This is a genomic window from Streptomyces sp. NBC_00464, assembly GCF_036013915.1.
Taxonomy (GTDB): Bacteria; Actinomycetota; Actinomycetes; order Streptomycetales; family Streptomycetaceae; genus Streptomyces.
In genome coordinates this window covers 826752-843582 of record NZ_CP107899.1, presented here as the reverse complement: position 1 = coordinate 843582, position 16831 = coordinate 826752, and the positions used below count along the sequence as shown (strand labels likewise).

Below are 16831 nucleotides of genomic sequence, written 5' to 3'. Positions count from 1 at the left end.
CTGTAGGAAACTCGCCACGAAGAGGATCACGCATGATCACGTTGAAGAAGGAAGACGGCCCGGCGGATCTGGACGGGGTGACCCACCTGTCCATCGGGGTGTCCTGGGACCCCACGGTCGGAGCCAGTGGCGGGCTGATGGGGAAGCTTCGTCAGAAGAAGGGCACCGACCTCGACCTGATCGCCATCGCGATGCAGGGCGCGGAGCCCGTGCGGCTGGCCGGACTGGACTCCCTGGACCCGCTGGGCAACGGCTCGCTGCAGCACAGCGGCGACAACCAGACCGGGCACGGTGACGGCGACGACGAGACCGTGACCGTCGACTTCGCCAGGGTCCCGGGCAACATCACGTCGGTCGTCTTCATCGCCGCCGCGTACAAGAAGCACAGCTCCTTCCAGAGCGCGCGCAACATCAGCTTCAAGGTGTACGACGCGACGGGTGGCACCACCCAGCAGGTCGCGGACATCTGGCCGAGCCTGCTCAGCAACGACAACGGCTGCGCCGTGGCCAAGGCGTTCCGCGTCGGCGGAAGCTGGAAGCTTGAGGTGATCAACGAGACGGGGAAGATCAAGCAGGGCGACGAGCAGGCCCTGATGCGCTTCGCGGTCAGCAAGTAGCCGCCCGCCCCTGGCAGGCGCCCGGCCCCGGCCCCCCATGCGGCGATTCAGTCCACCCGCCGCTCACGGGCCGGGGCTGTCGCGTCCCCGGAAGCCAGCGGCGAGCGCGCCAGTTCCATGCAGCCCGCGGCGATCAGGCCGAGCGCCAGCAGCTCCGGGAGCACCCACCAGCCGGTGCGCAGGTCCTCGCCGAACAGGGTCACCCCGTACAGGATGCTGATCAGGGCGTCGCCCAGGGTCAGACACGGCTGGACAGCGACCAGCGTGCCCGCCTGCAGCGCGTTCTGGAGGAGGAACAGCGCGCCTACCCCCGCCGCGGCCATGGCGTAGAGCTGCCAGGACGTGAACAGCGCCGCCGCTCCGCCCCCGTTGTCGAGCCGGGCCATGGCGTCCTTCATCAGGGCGGCGGTGAGCGCGTACGCACACGCGGCGGCCAGCCCCAGCAGCGCCGCCCGGGGATTGCCACGGGTGGCGAGGGCGCCCGCGATGAGGACCGCCTCGAACAGGCCCGTCAGGATCAGGGCCGGAACCCACGCCGCCCCGTGCACCGTGGCACTGCCGCCGCCCGGAGCGGCCGACGCCATGCCGAGGGCCAGGCCCGACGTCATGGCGGCCACCCCGAACCACACGGGCCGGGGCAGCCGCACCCGCATCACGAAGCTCGCCATCAGGAGCGTCGCCGGCAGCTCGATCACGAAGATCGGCTGTACCACCGCGATCGGCCCGGTGGCCAGCGCCACGGCCTGGCACACGGCCGCGACGATCACCAGTCCGATGCCGGCCAGCCACACCTTCTGGCGGAGCAGATGGCCGATCAACGACAGCCGCATCGACTGGCTGTCGGGGGCCGTGCTCGCGGCTCGGCGTTGCAGGACAGAGGCCGCGCCGTTGCTGAGCGCGGTCAGGACGGCGAACAGGACGCTGATCACCGGTCCATGATGCGGGTGCCCGGCACGCAATCCGGGATCCCGCCGAGCAGCGGCATGGCGGAGCACGTGTCGGCGAAGGAGCCGGGCGTGGGCGAGTACGTGTCGGCGAATCAGCCGGGCATGGCGGAGTGGTGTCGGCGAAGGATTCGTGCCATCAGGACAGGATCTGACCGCATGGCCGCGTAGCGTGCCGTCCATGGCCGTGAAGAAGAAGCCCGCCGCCGTCCAGCCCGCCGTGCTCTCGCCGCGGGCGCTGGGGCGCGCGACCCTGGAGCGCCAACTCCTGCTCCGCCGTGCCGCGATGAGTGCCGAGGACGCCGTCCGCCACCTCGTCGGCCTCCAGGCGCAGAACACCAGGCCCCCGTACTTCCAGCTGCTCGCCCGGCTGGAGGGCTTCGAGCCTGCCGAGCTCGCCGGGCTGATGGAGTCGCGCGACGTCGTCCGCATCGTCACCCTGCGCTCCACCATCCACACCCACACCGCCGACGACGCCCTGACCCTGCGCCCCCTCGTGCAGGAGGCCCGCGACCGGGAGCTCAGGATGTTCCGGAAGGGGCTCGTGGGCGTGGACCTGGACCGGCTCAGGGACCTCAGCAGGACGTACGTCGAGGAGTCGCCCCGCACCCCGAAGGAGATCCGCGAACGGCTCCTCGCCGAGTGGCCCGACGCGGACCCGCAGGCGCTGAGCACGGCCGCCCGCTGTCTGCTGCCGCTCGTTCAGATCACCCCGCGCGGCGTGTGGGAGAAGAGCGGTCAGGTCGCGCTGACCACCGCGGAACACTGGCTCGGGAGACCCTCCGAACCGGCCCCGGCGCCCGACGCCACCGTGCTGCGCTACCTCGCCGCCTTCGGACCCGCTTCGGTCAAGGACATGCAGTCCTGGGCCGGGCTGACCCGGATGCGGGAGGTCTTCGAGCGGCTCCGCCCGCAGCTGGCCACCTTCCGGGACGAGAACGGCATCGAGCTCTTCGACCTGCCCGACGCCCCGCGCCCCGCCGAGGACACCCCCGCACCGCCGCGCTTCCTGCCCGAGTTCGACAACGTCCTGCTCGGCCACGCGGACCGGACCCGTGTCATCCCGCCCCCCTTCAAGGGACGCAACGGGGTGGGGAACCAGTCGTACGGCAGCGTGCTGGCCGACGGTTTCCTCGCCGCGATCTGGCGGCTGGAGGAAGGCCGGGGCGGTGCGCCGACGACCGTCACCGTCCAGGAGCTCCGCCCGTTCACCACAGCCGAGCGGGACGAGGTCACGGACGAGGCCGTGGCCATGCTCTCCGTGATGACGAAGGCGACCACCGACGGCAACGGAGGTGACGTCCGCTTCGCCTCATTCATCGACTTCGACCGCTGAACCTAGGGCAGCAGCCCCGCCCGCCGGGCCGCGACGACCGCTTCCAGCCGGGTGTGCGCACCCAGCTTCCGCATCGCGGAGCGCAGATAGCCCTTCACGGTCTCCGGCCGCAGCCCGAGCCGGTCCGCCGCCACCGCGTTCGTCGCGCCCGAGGCGACACAGGCGAGGACATCGACCTCGCGCGGCGCCAGCTGGAACCCTCGCGCCCTGGGCACCCGGGCACCCGCCGCCGCGGCGAGCCGCCCGCACACCGCGAGCAACTCGTCGCGCAGCGCCGGGTCGAGGACCTTCGGCGCGAGGGCGCGCAGCTCGCGGTGCGCCTCCCGGACGTCCTCCCACGCCCCGGGCACGGCCCGGGGGTCGGTGACCTCGTCCCGGGTCACGGCGAGCAGCTGCTGCACCTCGTCCCGGACGGCCAGCGCCTGCTCCACGTCGCGGGCCGCCGCGACCGCCGCGTCGAACGTACGGTCCCCGAGGGTGAGGGGCTCGCGCAGCGCCCCGTACAGCACTCCCCGCACCTTGCGGCGTACGACGACGGGCACGGCGACCACCGAACGCAGGCCCTCCGCCGCCACCGCCGTGTCGTACTCGTGGCTGATGTGGCGCGAGGAGTGGTAGTCGGTCACCGCACACGGGCGCGACAACGCGATCGACTTGCCGCCCAGACCGCTGCCGGCCGAGATCACGAGCCCGCGCAGGGCCGTGGTCTGCGCCCCGTTCAGCTCCGCGATCCGGGCGTGGCGGGTGTCGGAGAGCAGCCCGCCGAAGGCCACGGGCAGCCCGCTCGTCCGGCGCAGCCGCAGCAGCGCCGCTTGCATCTCGACCGCATCGACCGATTCCGGCACGCTGACGCCTCTCCGCCCGGCTCCGGGGAACACATCGTCCCCCACGGCACCCCCGTTCGGGGGTGGTGAGACCTGGGTCACTGTTTACATGATGTCAGGAGCGTCGGGTCCGCAACGAGGAGGGCACATGTCGGCAACCAGTGCGACGGAGACGTTCCGGGCTGCCCGGGACTTTCTGCTTCGGCACCGCGAGGACTACACCGCGGCCTACGAGGGCTTCAGCTGGCCCCGCAGCGACCACTTCAACTGGGCGCTCGACTGGTTCGACGTCATCGCCGAGAACAACGACCGCACCGCCCTGCACATCGTGGAGGAGGACGGCGCACGCACCGAGATGTCCTTCGCCCGGATGTCCGCCCGCTCCAACCGGGCCGCGAACTGGCTGCGTGCCCAGGGCGTACGCGAGGGCGACCGCATCCTCGTCATGCTCGGCAACCAGGTCGAGCTGTGGGAGACCGCCCTCGCCGCGATGAAGCTGCGCGCCGTAGTCATCCCCGCGACGCCGCTGCTGGGCCCCGTCGACCTGCGCGACCGGGTCGCGCGCGGCCGGGTCAGGCACGTCCTGGTCCGCGACGCCGACACCGCCAAGTTCGACGACGTACCCGGCGACTACACCCGGATCTCCGTCGGCGCCGACACCGAGGGCTGGATCTCCTACGCCGGGGCCGACGCGCAGCCGGAGACCTTCACGGCGGACCGCGAGACCGACGCCGACGAACCGCTGATGCTCTACTTCACCTCGGGCACCACCGCCAGCCCCAAACTCGTCGAGCAGACCCATGTCTCCTACCCCGTGGGCCACTTGTCGACGATGTACTGGATCGGTCTCAAGCCCGGCGACGTCCACCTCAACATCTCCTCGCCCGGCTGGGCCAAGCACGCCTGGTCCAACCTCTTCGCCCCGTGGAGCGCCGAGGCGACTGTCTTCATCTTCAACTACACCCGCTTCGACGCCGGCCGGCTGATGGCCGAGATGGACCGCTCGGGCGTCACCAGCTTCTGCGCCCCGCCCACCGTCTGGCGCATGCTCATCCAGGCCGACCTCTCCCAGCTGAAGACCCCGCCGCGCGAGGTCGTCGCGGCCGGCGAACCGCTGAACCCGGAGGTCATCGAGACGGTCCGGCGCGCCTGGGGTGTCACCATCCGCGACGGCTTCGGTCAGACGGAGACCTCCGTCCAGGTCGCCAACACCCCCGGTCAGGTCCTGAAGGCCGGTTCGATGGGCCGCCCCAGCCCGGGCTTCAAGGTGGTCCTTCTCGACCCGGTCAGCGGCGAGCCCGGCGCCGTCGAGGGCGAGATCTCGCTCGACCTGTCGGCCCATCCGGTCGGCCTGATGACCGGATACCACGGCGATCCGGAGCGCACCGCCGAGGCCATGGCGGGCGGCTACTACCGCACCGGCGACATCGGCTCCCGCGATGCCGACGGGTACATCACCTACATCGGCCGCGCCGACGACGTCTTCAAGGCATCCGACTACAAGATCTCCCCGTTCGAGCTGGAGAGCGCCCTGCTGGAGCACGAGGCGGTCGCCGAGGCCGCGGTCGTTCCGGCCCCCGACCCGGTGCGGCTCTCCGTCCCGAAGGCGTACATCGTGCTCGCCGAGGGCTGGGAGCCCGGACCGGACACCGCCAAGGTGCTGTTCGCCCACTCCCGGGCCGTGCTCGCCCCGTACAAGCGGGTCCGCCGGCTGGAGTTCGACGAGCTGCCGAAGACCGTCTCGGGAAAGATCCGCCGCATCGAGCTGCGCGAGCGCACGGCCCGGGGCACCGGGATCGAGTACAGCGAGGGGGACCTCACATGACCGAGCCGTCCTACGCGCACGGCACCGGCACCACCCCCCTGCTCGGCGACACCATCGGCCGCAACCTCGACCGGGCGGTCCAGGCGTACCCCGGCCGCGAGGCGCTCGTCGACGTACCCTCCGGGCGGCGCTGGACATACGCGGAGTTCGGTGCGGCCGTCGAGGAGCTGGCCCGCGCACTGATGGCATCGGGTGTGGCACAGGGGGACCGGGTCGGCATCTGGGCGGTCAACTGCCCCGAGTGGGTACTCGTCCAGTACGCGACCGCACGCATCGGCGCCGTCATGGTCAACATCAACCCCGCGTACCGGGCGCACGAGCTGGAGTACGTACTCGAGCAGGCCGGGGTCTCCCTCCTGGTCGCCTCGCTCGCGCACCGCACCAGCGACTACCGGGCCCTGGTCGACGAGGTCCGGGCGAACTGCCCCGCCCTGCGCGCCGTGCACTACATCGGCGACCGCTCCTGGGACGAGCTGATCGCCGTCGCCGGTGCGGTGACCGTCGAAGAACTCGCGTCCCGTGAGGCCGGGTTGTCCTGCGACGACCCGATCAACATCCAGTACACCTCCGGTACGACCGGCTTCCCCAAAGGGGCCACTCTTTCCCACCACAGCATCCTCAACAACGGCTACTTCGTGGGGGAGTTGGTCACCTACACCGAACAGGACCGGGTCTGTCTGCCGGTGCCGTTCTACCACTGCTTCGGCATGGTCATGGGAAACCTCGGCGTCACCTCGCACGGCGCCTGCATCGTGATCCCGGCCCCCGCGTTCGAACCCGCGGCCGTCCTCGCCGCCGTCCAGCAGGAGCGCTGCACCTCGCTGTACGGGGTCCCCACCATGTTCATCGCGGAACTGAGCCTCCCCGATTTCGCCTCGTACGATCTCTCCTCGCTGCGCACCGGCATCATGGCCGGATCGCCCTGCCCGGTCGAGGTGATGAAGCGCGTCGTCGCCGAGATGCACATGGACGAGGTGTCCATCTGTTACGGCATGACGGAGACGTCCCCGGTCTCCACCCAGACCCGCCGCGACGACGACCTGGAGCGCCGCACCGGCACGGTCGGCCGCGTGATGCCGCACATCGAGGTCAAGGTCGTCGATCCGGCGACGGGCGTGACGCTGGAGCGCGGGACGTCGGGCGAACTGTGCACCCGCGGCTACAGCGTGATGCTCGGATACTGGGATCAGCCGGAGCGGACCGCGGAGGTCATCGACGCGGGGCGCTGGATGCACACCGGGGACCTCGCGGTGATGCGCGAGGACGGCTATGTACAGATCGTCGGCCGGATCAAGGACGTGATCATCCGCGGTGGCGAGAACGTGTATCCGCGGGAGGTCGAGGAGTTCCTTTACCGCCACCCCAAGATCGCTGACGTGCAGGTGGTGGGGGTGGCGGACGAGCGGTACGGCGAGGAGATCCTGGCCTGCGTCATCCCCGCCGACCCGGCGGACCCGCCGGGCCTGGAGGAGATCAGGACCTTCTGCCACGAGCAGCTGGCGCACTACAAGGTTCCGCGCCTGCTCCGGATCATGGAGGCCTTCCCGATGACGGTCAGCGGGAAGGTCCGGAAGATCGAACTGCGGGAGAACTACCGCCGGTAGGACCGGCGGACGGGCACCGTCAGGCGGCTTCGATGATGTCGCCGGCGGTGCCCTGTGTCGCGGCCGCCCACTCGATCAGCAGTACCTCGTACGCGGCGGACTCCACGGGGGACCAGTCCTGGCCGGCGCGCGCGTCCACGAGCGCGCGGATCGCCTCGTTCGCCTCGACGGCGGCGGGGTGGGCCGGCTGTGCGGGAAAGGTGCTCTGCGACGGTGTCGCGGGTGTGGTGGGTACCGCGGGTGTTGCGGGTGTCGCAGGTGTCGCGGGTGGAGAAAGTCGTGGAGTTAAGACCATGCGCCCCACTCTAGGCCCCGCCACTGACAACGGACCGAACATCTGTGGCCCCTGGCTCGAACGTGACGGATAGCACTCACTGTGGCCGGACGGTTTCTGTGAGGTGCGGCACGTCGCGCCGCATGCAGACCCGCGGCCACCGGTCGAGGCCGTGTTCCGCCTCCTCGGCGCGAATCTTGCGCAGCCCGTCGGAGAGTTCGGACTCCGTCAGGACGCGGAAGCCGAGCCGGGCGTAGTACGGCGCGTTCCACGGCACGTGGGAGAAGGTCGTCAGGGTCAGCGCGCTCAGGCCGCCGGCCGCGGCCCAGCCGGCGACGTGGTCGATCAGCGCGCTGCCCAGGCCGCGCCGGGCGGCCGCCGGATGGACGGAGACCTGTTCGACATGGGCGGAGCCGTCGACCTCGTCGGCGATGAGGTAGCCGAGGGGCCGGTTGTCGGGACCGGTGGTCACCCAGGCGCGGCCGGCCTCGCGGTAGCCGTTCAGCAGCTCCAGGGGCGGGGGGTCGTCGTCGGCCACACAGGACATGCCGAGGGTGCGGAAGGGTTCACCTGCGGCGCGCTCGATGTCCTGGAGCAGCGGGAGATCGGAGCGGCGGGCGGGACGGATGCGCATGTTTCAGTATGGCGCGTGGCGCCTGCCCGGGAAGCGGTGTGCCGGACTCAGGCGCCGGTGCTGAGCAGTTCGTCCGCCGGGCTGTTCACCGGCTGCGGGGTTCCGGTGAGGTCCATGACGAACAGGGGGATGCCGAGCCCGTCCGCCCGCTCCCTGGCATCCGGCGCGTACCCGGCGAGCGAGAAGAACACGCTCGACACCGAGGCGCTGAGCGCGTTGAGCCACAGGCATTCGACATCGCGCAGCGTGGTCGGCCGGGTGGTGGAGTCGACCTGGGCGATCAGTCCGGCCGCCCGCAGGTCGATCCGGGACGCCGGACGTTCGGCGGGCTGTACGACGTCGCGGTAGCCCAGCCAGTTCAGGTACAGCGCGGCGGCGCCCACCGCGTCGCGGGCGGTACGGATCGTCAGCGGCCGGAAGGCGGGCCGCGGGGCCGGAGCCGTACGCGGCAGCGGTATGTGCGACGGCCGCACGGACCGGGACGGCCCACCGTCCGTACGGCCGGGAGCCGCCACCGGCCGGACCGGGATCCGCAGCACGGTCCCGCACGGGCAGCACAGCTCGGGCTGCGGCCACTGGTCGTGCCGTCCGCAGCCACGGCAGCGCACGGTCACCCAGTCGTCGTTCCAGGTGCGGTGGGTGATCGGCGTGACGGGGGCGCCGCGCAGCAGGGGCGGGGCGGTCGGTGCGCCGCACGGGCACGGATAGACGGGCGTGATGTACGCGTGGTCGCGGCGGCAGGCCGGGCACCGTACCGGCACTGATTCCACCCTCGGACTCCTTCCGGCCCACGGATCGCGGCCCACGGGCATGCGGCCGGCCCCCGGAATCCGGGCCGCTCCGTACCCCCATGCTCCACCAAGAGCGAGGCCCGGGGGAGGGACTTGGGGTACTTCGCACGGCCTGTCCGTGCCCCGGGGCGCCCAGGGCGCCCTCTCTTGACGGCTGTCCGGCCGCACTTTAGATTGTCTTCCGTATAGCAGAATCAAACTTCCGTAATACGGAATTGGCGCTCTCAGGTGGCGCGACAGAGCCCGACTCCACCCAGGTCCGAGCAGGAGCACTCAATGCCTCGAATGACCGCTGCCCGAGCGGCAGTTGAGATCCTCAAGCGCGAAGGCGTCAGCAACGCGTTCGGTGTGCCGGGCGCGGCGATCAACCCCTTCTACGCGGCCCTCAAGGCCTCCGGCGGGGTTCATCACACGCTCGCCCGCCACGTCGAGGGCGCCTCCCACATGGCCGAGGGCTACACCCGGGCCCGCCCGGGGAACATCGGCGTCTGCATCGGCACGTCGGGTCCGGCAGGCACCGACATGATCACCGGCCTCTACTCCGCCATCGCGGACTCCATCCCGATCCTGTGCATCACCGGCCAGGCCCCGACCGCGGTGCTCCACAAGGAGGACTTCCAGGCGGTCGACATCGCCTCGATCGCCAAGCCGGTCACCAAGGCCGCGACCACCGTCCTGGAGGCCGCGCAGGTCCCCGGCGTCTTCCAGCAGGCCTTCCACCTGATGCGCACCGGCCGTCCCGGCCCGGTCCTCATCGACCTGCCGATCGATGTGCAGCTCACCGAGATCGAGTTCGACCCCGACCTGTACGAGCCGCTGCCGGTGCACAAGCCCGCCGCGACCCGCAAGCAGATCGAGCGCGCCCTGGAGATGCTGAACGCCTCCGAGCGCCCGCTGCTCGTCGCGGGCGGCGGCATCATCAACGCCGACGCGCCCGAACTCCTGGTGGAGTTCGCCGAGCTGACCGGCATCCCGGTCGTCCCGACCCTGATGGGCTGGGGCATCATCGCCGACGACCACGAGCTGAACGCCGGCATGGTGGGCCTCCAGACCTCGCACCGCTACGGCAACGCGACGTTCCTGGAGTCCGACTTCGTCCTCGGCATCGGCAACCGCTGGGCCAACCGCCACACCGGTCACCTGAACGTCTACACCGAGGGCAGGACGTTCGTCCACGTCGACATCGAGCCCACCCAGCTGGGCAAGATCTTCGCCCCCGACCTCGGCATCGCCTCCGACGCCAAGGCCGCGCTGGAACTGTTCATCGAGGTGGCGCGCGAGCTGAAGGCGGCCGGCAAGCTGAAGGACCGCTCGCAGTGGGCGGCCTCCGCGCAGGAACGCAAGGCGACCCTGCAGCGGCGCACGCACTTCGACAACGTGCCGCTGAAGCCGCAGCGCGTGTACGAGGAGATGAACCGGGCGTTCGGACCCGAGACCCGGTACGTCACCACGATCGGCCTCTCGCAGATCGCCGGCGCGCAGATGCTGCACGTCTACCGGCCGCGCCACTGGATCAACTGCGGCCAGGCGGGCCCGCTCGGCTGGACCATCCCGGCGGCCCTGGGCGTCGCCACGGCCGACCCCGAGGGCTCCGTCGTCGCGCTCTCCGGTGACTACGACTTCCAGTTCATGCTGGAGGAGCTCGCGGTCGGTGCGCAGCACCGCATCCCGTACGTGCACGTCCTGGTCAACAACTCCTACCTGGGGCTGATCCGCCAGGCGCAGCGCAACTTCGACATCGACTTCCAGGTCAATCTGGAGTTCGAGAACCTCAACTCCCCGGAGCTGGGCGTCTACGGCGTGGACCACGTCAAGGTCGTCGAGGGCCTGGGCTGCAAGGCGATCCGGGTCACCGAGCCGGACCAGCTGCTGCCGGCCTTCGAGGAGGCGAAGAAGCTGGCGGCGGAGTTCCGGGTGCCGGTGGTTGTCGAGGCGATCCTGGAGCGGGTGACGAACATCGCGATGAGCGGTACGGATATCGCCTCGGTGAACGAGTTCGAGGACGTGGCGACGGAACCGGGCCACGCGCCGACGGCGATCCGCCCGTTCGCGACGGCCTGACCCGTCCGGGCCTGCGGCCCCGGCTCCCGTTCGACGGGGGCTGGGGCCGCATCGTTGTGTCCTCAATTGCCGGACGGGCTGAAAGGTGTCCTCAATCGCCGGACGGGCTGAAAAGATGTCATCAATCGCCGGACGGGCTTGATTCTGCCCGGCGTCCGCAGGATGGATCCGGCCCGCCCTGCTGGCAGTCCCAGCCGTCCGGCAGCGCAAGCCGAACCGTCCGGCGGTGGCGACCCCAGCCCGTCCCCGGCGGCAACCCAGCCCCTCCGGTGGTGGCAACCCCACCCCGTCCCCGGCAGCAACCCAGCCCCTCCGGTGGTGGCAACCCCACCCCGTCCCCGGCAGCAACCCAGCCCCTCCGGTGGTGGCAACCCCACCCCGTCCCCGGCGGCAAACCCAGTTCCTCCGCCCGTGCATCCCAAGCCCGTCCGGCGTTTGAGGACGGAACCGTCAGGGCGGGGGTCCTGAACTCGCAGGGGCCCGGCCCGGTGCATCCCAAGCCCGTCCGGCGATTGAGGACGGAACCGGCCACCCAGGGGCCCGCGCACGCGAAAGGGCGTGGAGCACGGGACCGTAATCCGTACTCCACGCCCTGGAACAGGGGAATGACAGGGGCCGCGGCGAGGCGCGAGGGGGCGGCGGGCCCCGGTCGCCTTCAGGTCAGGAGACCGGACCGCCACCCACACCACCGCACTGGCATCGCACCACCGCCGCGGCCTCGTCCTGCCCGCGCCCCGCGCAACCCCTCATCCGGGCGGGCGCGACGACGCGAGCAGGGCTTTACCCGGGGCCTAGTCCTCGCGCAGGGCGCGGACGGCCTCCTCCACGCGCTTGCCGTACTCGGCATCCGCGGCGTGGAAGTGGGCGAGGTTCTTCTCGATCACGTCGTCGCGCGTGACCTGCGAAAGGCCCCCGGCGATGTTCCCGATCAGCCGGCCCTTCTCGTCGTCCGACATCAGCCGGTACAGCTCGCCCGCCTGGAAGAAGTCGTCGTCCTTGGTGTGGGCGGGCGCCTCGTGCGTGCCGGTCCAGCCGTGGACGGCCAGCGGAGCGGAGTGCGCCGCGTCCGTCTGGGCCGGGCCCGCGTACGAGTTGGGCTCGTAGTTCTTGTCGTGCCGCGCCCCGTTGCGCGTGGCGTGCAGCCCGTCGCGGCCGTAGTTGTCGACGACGGCGGTGCGCGGCGCGTTCACCGGCAGGTGGGTGTGGTTGACGCCCAGCCGGTAGCGGTGCGCGTCCGCGTAGGCGAACAGCCGGCCCTGGAGCATCTTGTCCGGGGACGGACCGATGCCGGGCACGAAGTTGTTCGGGGAGAACGCGGCCTGCTCCACCTCCGCGAAGACGTTGTCCGGGTTGCGGTCCAGGACCAGCCGGCCCACCCGCTGGAGCGGGTAGTCGCTGTGCGGCCACACCTTGGTGAGGTCGAACGGGTTGAAGCGGTAGTCCGCGGCCTCTGCGGCCGGCATGACCTGGACGTGCAGCGTCCAGGACGGGTTCACACCGCGCTCGATCGCCTGGAGCAGGTCCGTCTGGTGGGAGTTGGCGTCCTTGCCGACGAGCTCGGCGGCCTGGTCGGCGGAGAGGGAGCGCACGCCCTGGTTGGTCTTGAAGTGGTACTTGACGAAGAAGGCCTCGCCCGCGGCGTTGGTCCACTGGTAGGTGTGCGAGCCGTAGCCGTTCATGTGGCGGTACGAGGCAGGGATGCCGCGGTCACCCATCAGCCAGGTGATCTGGTGCGTCGCCTCGGGGGCGTGCGCCCAGAAGTCCCAGACGTTGTCCGGCTCCTGACGGCCCGTGAACGGGTCGCGCTTCTGCGAGTGGATGAAGTCGGGGAACTTGATCGGGTCCTTGATGAAGAACACCGGGGTGTTGTTGCCGACGAGGTCGTAATTGCCGTCGTTCGTATAGAACTTGAGCGCGAAGCCGCGCGGGTCGCGTACCGCGTCCGCGCCGCCGAGCGAGTCGGCGACCGTGGAGAAGCGGATGAACGTCTCGGTTCGGCGGCCGACCTCGGAGAGGAAGTCCGCACGGGTGAAGCCGGTGACGTCGTCGGTCACCTCGAAGTAGCCGTACGCGCCGGAGCCCCGGGCGTGCACCACGCGCTCCGGGATGCGCTCCCGGTTGAAACGGGCGAGCTTCTCCAGGAGGTGACCGTCCTGGAGGAGGATCGGGCCGCCGGCGCCGGCGGTGGCGGAGTTCTGGTTGTCGGCGATCGGGGCGCCGGACTCGGTCGTAAGCACGCGCTGCGTCATGGTGTCGGGGCGACCTTCCGTACGGGAGCTGCTGAACTGCGACGGCCTGGGGGCGTAGGGGCTCCAGGAGCGTAAGTACGCTCCGAACCCGACGTCAACAGTTTGTTGAAATTCATGGTGAAGAGGTGTTCCGGACGGCGCCGGCGCCTGGGCGCGACAGGACAGGTGTCAGCGCCGACGCCGTCCGGAAGTCTGGGGGCCGGGGGATGTGCACCCGGCGGGGGTGGTGCCGGCCGGGCCCGGTGGAGGGGCCCGGCCGCATCGGATCAGTCCTGGACGGGCTGACCGGAGAGACGCTCCACCGAGCGCAGCAGCGCCGAGTGGTCCAGGCCGCCGTCACCCTGCGCACGCAGCGAGGCGACGAGCTGGGCGACCACGCCGCCGACGGGCAGCGCGGCACCGACATTGCGGGCGGCGTCGGTGACGATGCCCATGTCCTTGTGGTGCAGGTCGATCCGGAAGCCCGGAGCGAAGTCCCGGTTCAGGAAGTTGTCCTTCTTGCGGGTCAGCACGGTCGAGCCGGCCAGTCCGCCGTTGAGGACGTCCAGCGCGGCGGCGAGGTCGACCCCGGACTTCTCCAGGAAGACGACGGCCTCGGCGCAGGCCTGGATGTTGACGGCGACGATCAGCTGGTTGGCCGCCTTCACCGTCTGGCCCGAGCCGTGCGGGCCGCAGAGCACGATGGTCTTGCCGAGCGCGTCGAGCACCGGCTTCGCGGCGTCGAAGTCGGCCTGCTCGCCGCCGACCATGATGGACAGCACGGCCTCGATGGCGCCGGCCTCGCCGCCGGAGACGGGGGCGTCCAGGACGCGGATGCCCTTCTCGGCGGCGTTCTTCGCCAGGTCCACCGAGGTCTGCGGGGTGATCGAGGACATGTCGACCAGCAGCGCGCCGTGCTTGGCGTTCTCCAGGATGCCCTCGGGGCCGTACGCGATCGCCTCGACCTGCGGGGAGGCGGGCACCATCGTGATGACCACGTCCGCGTCCTTGACCGCCTCGGCGATCGAGGAGGCGCCGGTGCCGCCGGCCGCGGCCAGCCGGTCGACCTTGTCCTGCTCCAGGGTGTAACCGGTGACGTCGTAACCGGCCTTGATCAGGTTCTCGGACATGGGCGAGCCCATGATGCCGAGCCCGATCCACGCAACCTTGGGGAGGTTGTTGCTCATGAGGGTGCCTTCCGATAAGCGTGTGTACGAGGGGGAGTCCGGCCCTCAGCGGGCGGCCCGCGCGGTGGCCGGGAGCCACTCGAAGGACTCGGCGCTCGGCCGGTCGCCCGGCTTGTACTCCAGGCCGACCCAGCCGTCGTAACCGGCCTTCGCCAGCTCGTCGAGGAGCTGCTCCAGCGGGAGCGTGCCGGTGCCGGGCGCGCCGCGCCCCGGATTGTCCGCGATCTGCACGTGACCGGTCCTGTCGGCGTAGGCCGTGATGACCTGGCTGAGGTCCTCGCCGTTCATCGACAGGTGGTACAGGTCCAGGAGGAACTTCGCGTTGCCGAGGCCCGTCGCCGCGTTGATCCGGTCGACGACCTCGATGCCCGCCGGTGCGCTGACGAGCGGGTAGCGCGGCGACTCCGGCTCGTTCAGGGTCTCGATGAGCAGGACGGCCCCGATCCGGTCCGCCGCGCGGGCGGCGAGGACCAGGTTCTCCAGGGCGAGTGCGTCCTGCTCGGCGGGGTCGACGCCGTCGACCCGGTTGCCGTAGAGCGCGTTGAGCGCCTTGCAGCCGACCGAGGCGGCGAAGTCGGCCACCACCTCGATGTTGGCCCGGAAGCGGTCCGACTCCGTGCCGGGCACGGAGAGCGCGCCGCGGTCGGGGCCGGGCAGCTGTCCGGCGTAGAAGTTCAGCCCCACCAACTGGGTGCCTGCCTCGTCGAGCGCCTTCTTCAGCGCGTCGAGCTCGGCCTGCGGAGGGGTGGGGGTCTCGGTCCATGGCCACCACAGCTCGACCGCCGTGAAGCCCGCCGCGGCGGCTGCCGCAGGTCGCTCCAGGAGCGGGAGTTCCGTGAAGAGGATCGAGAGGTTCACATCGAAGCGCTGGTCCGGGTAGCCCATGAGGGTTTCGGCGCTCCTTCCGTATTGCGGAAGTTAGTTTCTGCTTAACGGAAGATTGCCCGGAGGGTGGGTACGATGTCAAGGGGGTGTCCGGAAATCGGGCCCCGGACAGACCGAAGGCGGGGCGGAGGCCTTTCCGGCCCTCCGCCCCGCCCTCCGCGTCCGCTACCGGATCACCCGGCCGGCACCGTGTCCTGGAACGTCGTCCCCGCCGTGCGGTACGCGCTCACCCGGGCACTGACCTGCGCCGGGGTGAGGACCTGGTCCTTCACGTGCAGGACGTAGTCCACCTGCTGGTCGTACGAGCGCGGCGTCGTGCTCGTCTGCCCGGCCAGGTCGATCAGCCACTGGTTGAAGTTGATCGACATCCCCCGTTCCGGCAGATACGCCGCACCGTGCGTGCCGAACAACTGGCCGTCGATGTAGTACGTGATCGCGCTGTCGTCGATCGTCACGACCAGGTCGTGCCAGCCCGCGTAGCTCTGCCGGGCCTCGCTGTGCGCGTTGACCGCCTCCCACGGGTCCGGGCGGTAGGTCTCCCACGAGGTCGTGTAGAGGATGTTGCCGCTCTCGCCCCAGCCGCCGTTCGGCAGGTACTCGAAGTCGTACTCCGCGTAGTCGTCCGCCATCGGCGCCTTGAGGTCGTTGATGGTGAAGAACGTCTGGACGAGGTGGTCGCCGTCGGGGCCGGAGACCGGTGCGTCGTCGAACTTCACCCGGGCCGCATAGGTGCCGTTGCGGAACTTCATCGACTGGGTCAGGATCTCGGTCTGCTTCGTCGACTCGCCGCTGCCCGCGGTCGACGTCTCCAGGTTCATCACCGAGTTACCGCCCTGGGAGGCGAACGTGACGTTCTCCGGCGCCCAGGTGGCGCCGGGCACGCCCGGTCCACCGGAGTTGGAGCGGACGTTCCAGCCGTGCGCGGCGATCTGCGGGTCCGTGTGGCCGCTGTAGTCGAAGTCGTCGAAGAGCGTCGGCGCGCCCTCCGGCGGATCGGTCGGATCCGTGGGATCCGTCGGGTCGTTGCCCTCCGGAGCCTGGCCCCAGACCGTGGCGCCGCCGAGCTGCGCGGTCACCTTCGACCAGTCCCCGTACGCCGTCCGGCCCGCGCCGAAGGAGTAGTCGTCGCTCTGCACCAGGGTCTGCCAGCTCGACCGGTAGAAGCGCAGCTGCATGTCACCGGTGTCGGCGCCCGGCGCGAGCGATCCCGCACCGGCGGTGAAGCCGATCTCCAGATAGCGGTCGGCGGTGGCGGTCGGGGAGGCGAGCGTGCCGAACGTACCGGTGATGTTCGCGCAGCCCTTCACCGCCCACGAGCAGGCGAACCGGTAGGCGTCGCCCGCCGCCTCGCCCTTGAAGTAGTAGCGGACCTTGACGGCGCTGAGCTGCACGGCCGCACTGCCGGTGTTGCGCACCTTCAGCCAGGGTTCGCTTTGGTCGGCCGTGGCTCCCGACGCACTGGTGCGGTACTGCACGCTGAGCGATCCGTCGGCGGCGCTCGCCGACGACGGGACGGCGGCCAGGGCCGTACAGCCCAGGGCCACGGTGGCGGCGGCTGCCGCCGCCGCGCGGATCCGGCTCTTCGCGAGAGACTTCATTAACCTGTTCCTCTCCGGAACGG

General features: G+C 70.6%; 14 protein-coding genes. 5 read left to right on the top strand and 9 right to left on the bottom strand.

Translation table 11 applies throughout. The features are described 5' to 3' along the window. Positions 1-32 precede the first annotated feature (32 nt). Positions 33-617: a TerD family protein gene (locus OG912_RS03620; protein WP_327708139.1), complete on the top strand. Its 585-nt coding sequence runs from the start codon at positions 33-35 to the stop codon at positions 615-617. Between the two features lie 47 nt (positions 618-664). Here OG912_RS03620 and OG912_RS03615 read toward each other — a convergent pair whose 3' ends face one another. Further along, complete coding sequence (locus OG912_RS03615; protein WP_327708138.1) at positions 665-1546, bottom strand: DMT family transporter; 882 nt, start codon at positions 1544-1546, stop codon at positions 665-667. 196 nt (positions 1547-1742) lie between these two features. Between OG912_RS03615 and OG912_RS03610 the strand changes: the two genes are divergently transcribed. Beyond that, positions 1743-2897 (top strand): winged helix DNA-binding domain-containing protein, encoded by a 1155-nt coding sequence (locus tag OG912_RS03610; protein WP_327708137.1) that lies wholly within the window; start codon positions 1743-1745, stop codon positions 2895-2897. Between the two features lie 2 nt (positions 2898-2899). Here the strand turns inward: OG912_RS03610 and OG912_RS03605 are convergent, their stop codons facing one another. Further along, entirely contained in the window at positions 2900-3742 is an 843-nt protein-coding gene (locus OG912_RS03605; RefSeq protein ID WP_327708136.1) for a response regulator transcription factor, read from the bottom strand. A 127-nt stretch (positions 3743-3869) separates the two neighbouring features. On the opposite strand from OG912_RS03605, the gene OG912_RS03600 reads away from it, so the two are divergent. Further along, positions 3870-5546: an AMP-binding protein gene (locus OG912_RS03600; RefSeq protein ID WP_327708135.1), complete on the top strand. Its 1677-nt coding sequence runs from the start codon at positions 3870-3872 to the stop codon at positions 5544-5546. Continuing rightward, positions 5543-7150 (top strand): AMP-binding protein, encoded by a 1608-nt coding sequence (locus OG912_RS03595; protein WP_327708134.1) that lies wholly within the window; start codon positions 5543-5545, stop codon positions 7148-7150. The genes OG912_RS03600 and OG912_RS03595 overlap by 4 nt, the downstream gene beginning before the upstream one ends. Before the next feature lie 19 nt (positions 7151-7169). On the opposite strand, the gene OG912_RS03590 is transcribed toward OG912_RS03595, so the two are convergent. The 3 genes from OG912_RS03590 to OG912_RS03580 all read right to left on the bottom strand — a co-directional run bounded on the left by OG912_RS03590 (position 7170) and on the right by OG912_RS03580 (position 8828). Next, the gene (locus tag OG912_RS03590) at positions 7170-7445 is read right to left on the bottom strand and encodes a hypothetical protein (RefSeq protein ID WP_443060941.1); all 276 of its coding nucleotides are present in this window, start codon (positions 7443-7445) and stop codon (positions 7170-7172) included. A gap of 76 nt (positions 7446-7521) precedes the next feature. Next, complete coding sequence (locus OG912_RS03585; protein WP_327708133.1) at positions 7522-8058, bottom strand: GNAT family N-acetyltransferase; 537 nt, start codon at positions 8056-8058, stop codon at positions 7522-7524. 47 nt (positions 8059-8105) lie between these two features. Then, the gene (locus OG912_RS03580) at positions 8106-8828 is read right to left on the bottom strand and encodes a hypothetical protein (RefSeq protein ID WP_327708132.1); all 723 of its coding nucleotides are present in this window, start codon (positions 8826-8828) and stop codon (positions 8106-8108) included. A gap of 306 nt (positions 8829-9134) precedes the next feature. Between OG912_RS03580 and gcl the strand changes: the two genes are divergently transcribed. Continuing rightward, entirely contained in the window at positions 9135-10910 is a 1776-nt protein-coding gene (gcl, locus tag OG912_RS03575) for a glyoxylate carboligase (RefSeq protein ID WP_327708131.1), read from the top strand. A 791-nt stretch (positions 10911-11701) separates the two neighbouring features. Here gcl and OG912_RS03570 read toward each other — a convergent pair. From OG912_RS03570 to OG912_RS03555, 4 genes are all read right to left on the bottom strand, one after another. Then, a complete protein-coding gene (locus OG912_RS03570) occupies positions 11702-13159 on the bottom strand; it encodes a catalase (RefSeq protein ID WP_327708130.1) in 1458 nt (485 codons plus the stop codon). A 266-nt stretch (positions 13160-13425) separates the two neighbouring features. Continuing rightward, positions 13426-14325, bottom strand: coding sequence for a 2-hydroxy-3-oxopropionate reductase (locus OG912_RS03565; protein WP_327708129.1), 900 nt, complete (start codon positions 14323-14325; stop codon positions 13426-13428). 45 nt (positions 14326-14370) lie between these two features. Next, the gene (locus tag OG912_RS03560; RefSeq protein ID WP_327708128.1) at positions 14371-15210 is read right to left on the bottom strand and encodes a TIM barrel protein; all 840 of its coding nucleotides are present in this window, start codon (positions 15208-15210) and stop codon (positions 14371-14373) included. A 173-nt stretch (positions 15211-15383) separates the two neighbouring features. Then, positions 15384-16808, bottom strand: coding sequence for a cellulose binding domain-containing protein (locus OG912_RS03555; RefSeq protein WP_327708127.1), 1425 nt, complete (start codon positions 16806-16808; stop codon positions 15384-15386). Between the last annotated feature and the right edge of the window lie 23 nt (positions 16809-16831).

Bases quoted from the DNA above. Each gene is read 5' to 3' on its own strand.
- OG912_RS03610 (WP_327708137.1), top strand. From the start codon at position 1,743: ATGGCCGTGAAGAAGAAGCCCGCCGCCGTCCAGCCCGCCGTGCTCTCG.
- OG912_RS03565 (WP_327708129.1), bottom strand. From the start codon at position 14,325: ATGAGCAACAACCTCCCCAAGGTTGCGTGGATCGGGCTCGGCATCATG.
- OG912_RS03585 (WP_327708133.1), bottom strand. From the start codon at position 8,058: ATGCGCATCCGTCCCGCCCGCCGCTCCGATCTCCCGCTGCTCCAGGAC.
- OG912_RS03595 (WP_327708134.1), top strand. From the start codon at position 5,543: ATGACCGAGCCGTCCTACGCGCACGGCACCGGCACCACCCCCCTGCTC.
- OG912_RS03590 (WP_443060941.1), bottom strand. From the start codon at position 7,445: ATGGTCTTAACTCCACGACTTTCTCCACCCGCGACACCTGCGACACCC.
- OG912_RS03555 (WP_327708127.1), bottom strand. From the start codon at position 16,808: ATGAAGTCTCTCGCGAAGAGCCGGATCCGCGCGGCGGCGGCAGCCGCC.
- OG912_RS03570 (WP_327708130.1), bottom strand. From the start codon at position 13,159: ATGACGCAGCGCGTGCTTACGACCGAGTCCGGCGCCCCGATCGCCGAC.
- OG912_RS03620 (WP_327708139.1), top strand. From the start codon at position 33: ATGATCACGTTGAAGAAGGAAGACGGCCCGGCGGATCTGGACGGGGTG.
- OG912_RS03560 (WP_327708128.1), bottom strand. From the start codon at position 15,210: ATGGGCTACCCGGACCAGCGCTTCGATGTGAACCTCTCGATCCTCTTC.
- OG912_RS03600 (WP_327708135.1), top strand. From the start codon at position 3,870: ATGTCGGCAACCAGTGCGACGGAGACGTTCCGGGCTGCCCGGGACTTT.
- gcl (WP_327708131.1), top strand. From the start codon at position 9,135: ATGACCGCTGCCCGAGCGGCAGTTGAGATCCTCAAGCGCGAAGGCGTC.